This window comes from Methyloglobulus sp. (assembly GCF_046714055.1).
Taxonomy (GTDB): Bacteria; Pseudomonadota; Gammaproteobacteria; order Methylococcales; family Methylomonadaceae; genus Methyloglobulus.
The window spans coordinates 1-10046 of sequence record NZ_JBKKBJ010000067.1 but is presented as its reverse complement, the minus strand read 5'-3'; the positions used below and the strand labels follow the sequence as shown (position 1 = coordinate 10046).

Below are 10046 nucleotides of genomic sequence, written 5' to 3'. Positions count from 1 at the left end.
CCTGGCTTTTTATAGCGGGAGACGTGCGCACTCAAGACTAGCCTATCGATCCCCGCTGGAATTTGAGCGGGATTTTTATAGGAAAGCTGCCTAAGAATGTGTCCGGTTTTAGTTGACCATAACATTGATGCCCGGCGTTGACGACGACCCAGCCGTGTTGAAAGCCCTTGCGCGTCTGCTACGTTCCCTCGAACTAAACGTGGCTACGTTTGCATCGTCGCAGGAGTTTCTTGAACAATACGACCGGGCATACACGGTTGTCTGGTACTCGATGTCGCCATGCCTTATCTCAATGGCCTGGATTTGCAACAGGAAACTTGCCGACCGGGACATTGGATTACCGGTCATCCTTCTCACTGGCCACGGTGACATTCCGATGAGTGTACAAACGACGAAACAGGCTGCCGTCGATTTTTTCACCAAACCCGTGCATGAAAATGACTTGATCGAAGCCATCCATGCCGCCTTCGAAAAGGATCGCATGATCCAGCGGACTCGTGCCGAACTGGCAGAAATCTGGGAGAGGCTGGACACGCTTATGCCGCGCGAGGGGAGATCCTGGGCCACGCGGGCTAAACAAGTAAATCGCCGTCGACCTCGATACCGTGGATAAAACCATCAAAGTCCACCGCGCTCATCTGATGACGAAATTAAAAATCCGGTCATTGGCCGATTTGGTGCGACTGGCCGAACGGGCGAGGATTATGTCCGAACCGCCCCGGATGGAAGCGACTATCAGCTATGAACCACGGGCATTGTGGCAATCGAACCATGCCTGCATTTATCTAAAACCCCCGTGGTTCTTACGAAAAGCGTTGAAGTAAACCGGAGTTTTTGAAATAACCGCTAATAACTGCGGCTAATGAAAGCTCGTTTTTAGCCAGGGGCATGATAATGGTGAACGCATCCGTCAGAATTTTTATTGACTTGGGGATATTCGCTATGTTTTCACGCACCAAGTCGTAGGCACCGAACAATGCCACCGAAAAGAACTGTTTTATCAAAGAATGATGCTTTTTGTTTAAACCAGCCAAAATAGCAATCGACACCTGCGCGTTAGCGCCGCCGCACTGTAGGTATTTGAAAACAGCAGATTTGAGCAAATCATTCGACATCACACCGTAGAGTGCGTTCGCAAGAATATTAAGATTGGCATTGGCGTGCTGCCTGTCACGGTAATACGCTTCGATTTTTTCGTGAATCAAATCCGTATTATTGAAATCCGGCATAGCTAATAAATATCTACTCAAAATTTGTATATCCGAGAATACCGCGGTCAATCCGCCGCCGGTTAAGGGATGGCGCATATTAAGGGCATCGCCCAGCATTACCGCGCCTTTCCGTAATATGGGTTTCGCCGCCATGTAATGATTGGGCATGACCTTGAATCCGCCTTCCTGCAAAGCCTGCTCATAGCTGTTGCGCATACCTTCGGGGATATACGGTGTAACGTTGGCATCCAAATGCGCTTGCAGCGACAATTTTCTGGGAAGCTGTTCGCCCGGAAAATCGATTAAAACCCTGACTTCAAAACTGGAAATAGGATAACAAATGAACGGTGTCGGCCCCGATAAAAACACATGCCCATGTTTCGGAAAAGGCATTTCACAGTCTTTTAAAATCAGACCGATAAAATAAGAGGTCACGGTTTTTTCATTATTGCTGAGATGTTCCCTAAAATTTGAAAAGAACCCGTCGCTGGTAATGGTTAAGGGCGCATGAACGGTCTTTATCTCGGACGTGAGCGATTCCCTATAACTAACGCCAATAATTTCATGTTGCTCATTTTCGAGCAGTTGCAATGCCTTACCGTGTATTTGCCTAACCGATTCATTTTGCAGGGCGGAGGCTCTAATTTGCTGCAAAAACCGGCCATTATGCAAGCCCATTCCCTTTAAGCTATCCGGATAAGGAATTGTTATTTTTTCATCGCCTTTCAGCAACGAATAACCTTCAACCAGCTGCGCATCAAAACCAACCAGTAAGTGCCCGAGTCCCATTTGCTCAAGCGACTGAACGGCTCCGGGTTGCAGCAATTCACCGACGATGCGCTTTTTCTCCTTAAAGCAATGATCGATTAACGCAATCTTAATGCCCTTGGGAGCAAGATGAGCGGCGATAGTGGCGCCCGCCATGCCTGCGCCAACAATGCAGATGTCGAACTCTGACTTCATGCTAAGCCCCTGATATGAGTGCTTTAAACTGCGTTGATTCATTTATCATTCCTGAATAGACCGCCTACAGTATCGGCTCAACGCCCAGATAGGAAAGATATTCCTATAATTGGCATAGGTTATCATACAGTTATAATTAAATACGCCTGAAATATTTTCCTGTGGCCAATCGCCGATGCCGGTTTGTCTGCTCAACAACACATTAATACCGTTTTCGATAACTTTGTTATCGCCAAAATCAGCGGCCATTAATGTCAGCAAGGCCCAAGCGGTATTTACCACTTGGGACTTCGCCGCCTCGGTATAAACCAGTTTGGAACACGATTCGAAAGTCTCTCCCCAACCGCCATCAACTTTTTGCTTGCCGACTAAAAAGGCGCTGGCTTTGTTAATGCCGGCAGCTATTAACGCATCGTCATAATAGCCCTTACCCTTGGCCTTACTGAGCGCTTCCACGCCAAACCAGGTGGCATAGGTGAAACAGACTGCCCACCCACCATACCAGGAGCCATCCGGCTTTTGTTGCTTTAGGATAAAGTTAAGTCCGGCACTGATTGCCTTGCGTACTTCGCTGTTTTTGTACGCCGGATAAGTTTCCTGAATTTCCAGTAAAGAAATAACACAAGCCGCAGTACATTCCGTCCATGAATAATCGATCATTATATCGGCAAATACCTCGGAAGGATTGAGTTTTTCCAACCATTTAGGCGCGCGTGTCAATTCATAAGTTGCCCAGCCACCATCGGTATTTTGGTAAGAAAGTATAATGTCAATAGCTTGTTTAATGTGTTGCTCATCAATCGACGGTTTAACCAGGCCTGAATGATGGATGGCTAAAGTGGCGCTTAAGCCTTCCGCCGTGCAATCCGCAACCGGCCAGCCATTTTCAGCCGTTGAAAAGGGCCAACTGCCTATCATTGGATGACGAAAAAACACGGTATGCGTCGGATGTTCCGCTTTGATTTGCGATAGCTCAATAAACTGATAGCTTTTCGCAATAGTTTCAGGAAATAGTTTGCCCAAGTCACTTTCCAGCATGGCGCGGCTTGCAAAAGCGGTATCCCAAAGCTGCGAGCCGTTGTAGCCACTCATTTTCATGCCGTCTTCAGCAACCCATAAATAATCATACCAACGCGCCACATGCTTTTTAAATTGCGCGGAGTCTTTGCCGCAGGCATGCCAGATACAAATAGAATTAATGGCTTTATTGACGGGGCCTATGTTGATGTAGCCGGTTTGCCCGTCTTCGGCATTGAGGTACTTTAAAATGTAGTCTGTGGCCTTTTTTCTTAACCAGTTGCATTTGAATTTTTCATAGCTGTTGGTGAAAAAGTTCATCCACTTCAGTACCGGAGAGAGCGTGGTGTAAGAATCTTTTTCGCACAAGGCGTTACGTTGTTCCGGCCAGTTAATAGAAGCGAAATCTTCGTTATAAATTTCCTCCCTTAATGACAAAATCAGCTCATTTTCGGGCGCTTTAATTCGCTGTGCATAACAATAGGCCATCGGCAAGTAAACCATGCGGCTGTGACACCAGTAGCGCCAAGGGTGAACAGGCAGCCATTTGGGAAATAACCACATTTCAGGAAACAGGCTGTTAAAACCTTGCCAGTCATAACAATTCAAAACAGCAAGATAAAATTTTCCCCAGGAAGGGATACCGGTGGCACCGCCATTGTTTTTGATCCACGTCCTGGCCTTGAGCACACACTCATGATTTTTATCTACTCCTAGAATGCGCAATGACACGTATTGCATTACCGTGCCAAACATAGTCGACTCACCTTCAATATGCATGCCCCAGCCGGCATCTTTATTTTGATGATTGAATAAATAAAGCTTCATCATTTCACGGTGCGCCTTGGGAAACGGTGTACCGGAAATATAAGAAGCGATCAGCAGGCCGGGTAAAAGAAATAACGGGCCGCCGTAATCACCCGGCCAATGACCGTCATCAGTTTGCAGGCAAGCGTAGTAGTTCATGCCTTTGACGAGCGCATCAGTGACTTTTTGCGCTTCGGGGTTCTCTGATCGCGGTATTTGCCCGGCAAATTCCTGGAACTTCGCATTAATGGCTGCGTTTCTGTAAACCTTGTCGCCAGAATTGGGATTATTGAATGGGTCAAACTGAAAATCCTCGGCAAACTGTGTTATTTCTTCGTCCGAGATGTTATCTACATTTTGTAGATGCTCATTAATATAGTTTGAGCCAGGCTTGAATGCCCAAATTTGCCGACCCTTTTCAGTGAGTAGTTGCCAGTTTTTCCAGCTAGATTTTACATTCAGCATAGATTATTCTGGGGTTTGGATTTATTGATTAAACAAGGCAATGCGTACCATTGCCATAAAGCCTTTCAGTTTTTTCCATAAACCAGGCTGTTTGCGCAAACGCTCATGGCCGGGCAGTAATTGCCCTTTGGCCAGTTTGCCTATTTTTCTTTTCACGGCCGGGTCGAGTTTGCCGTCGGCGGCTAATTCAAAAAACAAGGCTTTCACATTGCCTAAATCAAAAAAATCCCGTTGCCACTCCCATTTATAATTGCCGCCATAACGAAACCAGGAACCGCCCATGCCTGCCACTTCATAATGCGTGCCATCTTCACGCAGCGCAGGCGACACTTGACGCCATAAGCCTATCACTTCGCCCTGTTTTTCATCAATTAAAATACGGTGGTACGGATAGCGCCATTCTTCAAAGCCTTCCATTTGTACACCTAAAGCCCATTCTTCTATCTCTTTACGGCTACGCGCCACAAATTCTTCATTAGGGCCTATATTCCAGCGATATTCTGCGTCATCGGTATACATCGCGCCCAAGTGTTTGGGCCAGTTACCTTCTTTTTCAGCGTCACGATTCACCTGCAACCAACGTTCAACCATTTCTTCAAGTTCTGCTCTGGGATATGCGGCCATTCTTTGTCTCTGTCATGCGTTCATTTGAGTTCACAATAATCGCTTTAGTTGGGCAATATTTTTCGGCTTGCCGGGCTTTTTTCAGCAAATCCAGCGGTGGGTTTTCTTGTAAAACGGTTACATTGCCTGCATCGTCTACTAGAAAAAGTTCAGGCGCTTCAGTCATGCAGGTTGCATGCCCCTGGCAAAGCTCCCTGTCGATTTTTATTTGAAAGCCATGGCCAGTTTGTGCGTTCTCTTGTGTACTGTCCTGTATTGATTCAGTAGCAGTTTCTTTAATGCCTGTGCGTTTTATGTACCGAACACGGCAAGGTGATACGGGTTGAACCACCATTTGGGTGAAATCATCCTGATAATTGTCTTTGTCGTCGATCAGTTCAAAGGTATATCGGCGTAACAGAATGCAAAAAATTGCTTTGAGTTGCAGCATAGCGAAAGCGTTGCCGCTGCATTTGTGTTTGCCACCGCCGAAAGCAATCCAACTGAATGGCTTGGCGTCTTCCTGACGCGCTTCCGAATAGCGGTCAGGATCAAACTTTTCCGGACTGGGAAAAATGTCGGCGATGCGATGCGAAACGCGCGGCGAGGCGCAAACGTATTTTCCAGCCTTGACCGTGTAGTCTTTAAAATGAAAGTCTTGCATGACTTTGCGAATCAAAAAAATCAACGGAGGATGCAAGCGCAAAACTTCTTTAATGACATTTTCCAGTACCGGAATTTCGCGTAAGGATTGAAAAGTCACTTCGCCATCAGCGCCGAAGTGTGTATCCAGTTCATTCAATACAAGTTCCATATATTCAGGCCGTCGCGCCAATTCCAGCAAAGTCCAGGCGGCTGTTCCTGCCGTTGTATGATGCCCTGCGAATATGGTACCGATTAACATCCCCGTTATTTCGTGGGCAGATAAACGGCTGCCGTCGTCATATCTGGCATCAATCAGCATTTGAAACGCATCTTCGCTTTTTTCCGGTTTCTGCGCTCTTTTGGCAATAATACCGGTGACTAACTCTTGCAGCCTGACACGCGCTTTATCGCGGCGGCGAAACACTGGTAAGGGCAGAAAAGGGAAAACAAAAGCCAGAGGATTCACGCCTTTTTCAAGATCATGATAAATTTTGGCAAATTCATCATTCAGTTCATAGCGAAATTCATCGCCGAGCAAGCAATGACTGGAAGTATAAATAGTGAGTTCTTTCATAAACACAAGCAAATCAATTTCGCCGGTATCGCCCCACCGGGCAACCATTTGTTCGACTTCCTGAACTATCGCTTGTGCATAGTCTCGCATCGGTTTATCGCGCAATACCGGCATAAGCATTTTAAGCTGTTGGTCTTTTTTATGCGGCGGTGCATCAAAAACCACGCCTTTGCCAAAAATTGGCGTCATGATTTTATATGCCTGGCTTTGATCCAACTGAGCGTCCGGTGCGCGAAAAAAAGCTTCATTCGCTTCAGGCCCGGTCATTAGCACCATTTGCTGATGAAACATGCGAAATTCACCGATTTCCCCCAGTGTATTTCTAAGTCTAACCATGTAGTCAAAGGGATTTTTGCCAAATTCGAGCATGTGCCCTAAAAGCGGCAGTGCGCCAGGCATTTTAGGCGGCGCTTTGCCAGGCGAAACGGTTTTTTCGGTATTAGTCGTAGTCATATCTCGATTTGCATGGAAGTGAGCATTAAGGAACGTTGATGTTATAAACTCCAGGTTCCTCGGAGAGCATAAGCATCTGAATGCTACAAGCGAATGCCAAGTAACCTGTAATTTTACGCGGTGTCTGGTTAATGTACAAAACTTTCTGGTCGATCACTGGAACGTGGCTGCAAGCCATATCTCGCCAAGGGTAGATCATCGAGGCATTAAACCCCATGTGGATCTGAATCAGCCAATCATGAAAAGTTACCCCATGCACTCCAGGCAACGCATGGAGAACCTATGTTGTTGGCGAAAGGTTCCAATGGCTATAAGTGTCAGTTCTCAACCCGCCTTTTCCAGCTTCCTCATCTCGACCGGCGAAACCCTACCTTTCGAGGAAACCTTGTCGTACACCTCTCGAAGGCTTGTCGGCAATACGGCAACCGCTCCCGCAAAAGGTCATAGTCGGCATGGTCGAACATCATCCTGAAATCCTCCCTGCTCATGGAGGTTCTCGCATACAAGGCTTGGTAGCCCCGATGTTCGATGACGAATTTTTCCAGCAACGGCAAGGCGACGGCGTTATCGAAATCCTCCTTGCCCGGCGTGCCGAAGGCGCCGATATCCACATACATTTCGTCCACGGTGTCTTCCTCCGTCCTGAAAGGGTAGACAAAGCCAGGCTGTCCGCCGTTATCCTTAATCGCCATCGGCGAAACCCATAAGGGATATAAGCGGAAGTGCTCGTCGAAATAGACAATGGACTGCTTCAAATACCGGATCGGCATGAGCATGTCCTGGACACATGAAACTTTTCCCTGAGCCGCTGAGTGGTTTGCGTTTCTGTGTATTTCAATAATTCGATGCGGGGCGGCAAGGCCCACCCCAGCAATGCCCTGAAAATGGGATGATTGCCGAAAGGAATGATTTCCTCCATGGCCCAGAAATAGCTGCGGGTGTGCCGGTGATAATAATCCCGCACCGGCAGATATTCGACACCTTCCTTCCCGTGCTCCAGGTAAGTTTGGGCATGTTTGTAAAACCAAGGCTTATACCATTGCCCGATGGCGTTCAAAAATCCATCCGAGCCCACGGCATCGGCGAAGCTGCCGACCATGATGACCGCCTGATCGCGGCCGAAAACCAGACCTTCCACGAAATCATTGTTTTCGGTATCGCGGCAGGCTTGCTCGAAAACGCTGACCAACCCATCAAGGGCATAAACAGGCTGGTAGTGAAGCCTGACATACTTCTTGACCGAAACGATTTTCAATTCGGCAACCACCAGAAAGCCTAAGGTGCCATGGCTCCACGGAATCTGATAAAAGAGATCGGGATTTTCCGAAGGACTGCATTTGACCAGTTTCCCTTCCGCCGTCACAATCTAGAAGGATTCGCAAATATGCTGGAATAGCCCATATTTATGGCTACTGGTTTCCACAGCGAAACCCATAATCAAGCCGCCCACAGTCAGGTCGTCCAATTCCGGCACCACCGGCAGCGTCCAGCCTCGGGATATGAGGTAGCGCGAAATCTGGCCCATGGCCACCAGCGGTTCCACCCGGACAATTCCGCGATGTTCGTCGATTTCAAGTATGTCGTACAGTCCGACATCGATCTTGCGGTGGGAAAGCTTATATTTAGGCACCAGCTCGCTCATGGTTTTCCAGCCTGATCTTGCAGTGCAGAGTTTTTGTCCCGCGCCTTGCTTTTTCCAGGCCACGATTTGACGGATCACCGTTTCAACCCTGGCATCGTGTTTGGTGGGGGCACTGTTGAAACAAAAGGCAATCCAGTTACGGATGCTTGCATAGACGCCATAGATCGCCGAAATGGGCAGGAGGAAAATGGTGGCGAATATTCCGCGATAATGCGTAAGTACGTGTTCAAATAATAGTTCGAGTTTTGTCATTGGGTTTATCCTAAATTAATCGGTAAATTGCCAATTCTCGGTAAGTTATTGGTATTGGGCACTATTCGATTTCATAAGTATCAACCATGCCTTCGATGTTGAATAATCCAGGGTGTGTCATCGGCACTATCTCCCTTTGACCACTGTGCTATTATCTCATGCCGTGGCTGTGTCCTTGTACCCAAAAATTGCTGGAGAATCAGGAATTATTAGAGATACCCATTATATCATATTGATTTTCGGCATCTTTGAACCACCGAGCATACGATCTGCCCACAACTTTTTGACACCTGGGGTCGCCCAATGCCGCAGAAACTGAATCTTGCCGTAACCCTGGCGAGGCTATTAAGCATCAGTTTTATCCTGCCGGGAATTCCCGCTTTTGCTGAACCGCCAGTGGTCGAGGAGGTGTTGGGCGTGTTGGGGATGGGTAAGAAACAGATTGCCGAACTGGCGCAAGGGAAGCGTGTCGTTTATGCCTTGAGCGAACGTAGCGCCGACGAGCTTGCCGTGGGCATCGCTTGGCTTCTGCCTGTCCCTTTGGCCAAGGTGGCCGGGCATTTGCGGCTGGAATATCCTGATTCACTTGACGTTGATGTCACTGCTCACGGAATGTTGACAGAGCATGGCGGGGTGGATTCCTTGGCACCTTTCGTCCTGTCCAAGGAAGAGACCCAGGCATTGTTGGATGCCGAGCCGGGGGACGAATTCAACTTGTCCGCCCATGAGATCGACAGCTTCAAAACTCTCAAGCAGACACCCCATAAGGTCATCGGGGACGCAGTCGCACAGCGCTACCGGGAGATTCTGTTCCAGCGCTTTGCAACCTATCGGCGCGGGGGGACGAATACGATAGCGCCTTATGCGCGGGAGCAGGGCCTGGATTCCAAGCCATCCATGGAATTGCGCCAGGCCGCAAACGCAAGCGCTATCCTGGCGCGTTACTTTCCAGCTTTGCACAAGACTTGGCTAGACTACCCGAAAGCTTTACCGCCGGAAGCAGACGAGGCGTTCCCTTGGGTGGAAAAAAACGTGGAAAGTCGGTCTACGGCCATCCTAAGACATCGCGTCAATATTGATTGGAACGGCGGAGTCTTGGTGTTGACCCGGGAGTTCTATGCGTCGCATTCCTACAATTCCAGCCAATGGATAACCGGCTGCCTACCGTATCATGATGGCACGGTAGTCTTTCAGCAGGTACGCAGTTACACCGACCAAGTGGCGGGAATAGCCAGCGATATTAAGCATCTAATCGGTCGGAAGTTGCTGAAAGACAAAATGCTCAAATCTTTTGAGCGACTTTGCGGCGTCTTGGGTCAATGCCATTGATTAACTGACATGGCAGTTTCAAACCGCTAGCCCGCCCCCCAAGGTTTGGATATTTTGTTTATTTAACCTAAATTCGGCAGTTCAA

Annotated in this window: 10 protein-coding genes; 3 read left to right on the top strand and 7 right to left on the bottom strand. The window is 48.1% G+C overall.

Annotated features, from left to right (window positions below):
* Positions 1-127 precede the first annotated feature (127 nt).
* Positions 128-613: a response regulator transcription factor gene (locus ACLQ6D_RS04125; RefSeq protein ID WP_411726021.1), complete on the top strand. Its 486-nt coding sequence runs from the start codon at positions 128-130 to the stop codon at positions 611-613.
* A 28-nt stretch (positions 614-641) separates the two neighbouring features.
* Positions 642-824: a hypothetical protein gene (locus ACLQ6D_RS04120; protein WP_411726022.1), complete on the top strand. Its 183-nt coding sequence runs from the start codon at positions 642-644 to the stop codon at positions 822-824.
* Here the strand turns inward: ACLQ6D_RS04120 and ACLQ6D_RS04115 are convergent.
* From ACLQ6D_RS04115 to ACLQ6D_RS04085, 7 genes are all read right to left on the bottom strand, one after another.
* Positions 804-2216, bottom strand: a complete 1413-nt coding sequence (locus ACLQ6D_RS04115) for an FAD-dependent monooxygenase (RefSeq protein WP_411726020.1) — start codon at positions 2214-2216, stop codon at positions 804-806. The genes ACLQ6D_RS04120 and ACLQ6D_RS04115 overlap by 21 nt on opposite strands.
* A gap of 3 nt (positions 2217-2219) precedes the next feature.
* Positions 2220-4463: a terpene cyclase/mutase family protein gene (locus ACLQ6D_RS04110; RefSeq protein ID WP_411726019.1), complete on the bottom strand. Its 2244-nt coding sequence runs from the start codon at positions 4461-4463 to the stop codon at positions 2220-2222.
* A 21-nt stretch (positions 4464-4484) separates the two neighbouring features.
* The gene (locus ACLQ6D_RS04105; RefSeq protein ID WP_411726018.1) at positions 4485-5087 is read right to left on the bottom strand and encodes a nuclear transport factor 2 family protein; all 603 of its coding nucleotides are present in this window, start codon (positions 5085-5087) and stop codon (positions 4485-4487) included.
* Positions 5059-6738 carry a cytochrome P450 gene (locus ACLQ6D_RS04100; RefSeq protein ID WP_411726017.1) on the bottom strand — a complete coding sequence of 560 codons (1680 nt, stop codon included), beginning with the start codon at positions 6736-6738 and terminating at the stop codon, positions 5059-5061. Before ACLQ6D_RS04100 ends, ACLQ6D_RS04105 begins: the two co-directional genes overlap by 29 nt.
* Positions 6739-7085: 347 nt before the next feature.
* Positions 7086-7508 (bottom strand): hypothetical protein, encoded by a 423-nt coding sequence (locus ACLQ6D_RS04095; protein ID WP_411726016.1) that lies wholly within the window; start codon positions 7506-7508, stop codon positions 7086-7088.
* A complete protein-coding gene (locus ACLQ6D_RS04090; RefSeq protein ID WP_411726015.1) occupies positions 7490-8101 on the bottom strand; it encodes a hypothetical protein in 612 nt (203 codons plus the stop codon). The genes ACLQ6D_RS04095 and ACLQ6D_RS04090 overlap by 19 nt, the downstream gene beginning before the upstream one ends.
* 3 nt (positions 8102-8104) lie before the next feature.
* Positions 8105-8632, bottom strand: a complete 528-nt coding sequence (locus ACLQ6D_RS04085; RefSeq protein WP_411726014.1) for an FAD-binding protein — start codon at positions 8630-8632, stop codon at positions 8105-8107.
* A 303-nt stretch (positions 8633-8935) separates the two neighbouring features.
* On the opposite strand from ACLQ6D_RS04085, the gene ACLQ6D_RS04080 reads away from it, so the two are divergent.
* On the top strand, positions 8936-9961 hold the full coding sequence (locus tag ACLQ6D_RS04080; protein WP_411726013.1) for a hypothetical protein: 1026 nt from the start codon (positions 8936-8938) through the stop codon (positions 9959-9961).
* Positions 9962-10046 lie beyond the last annotated feature (85 nt).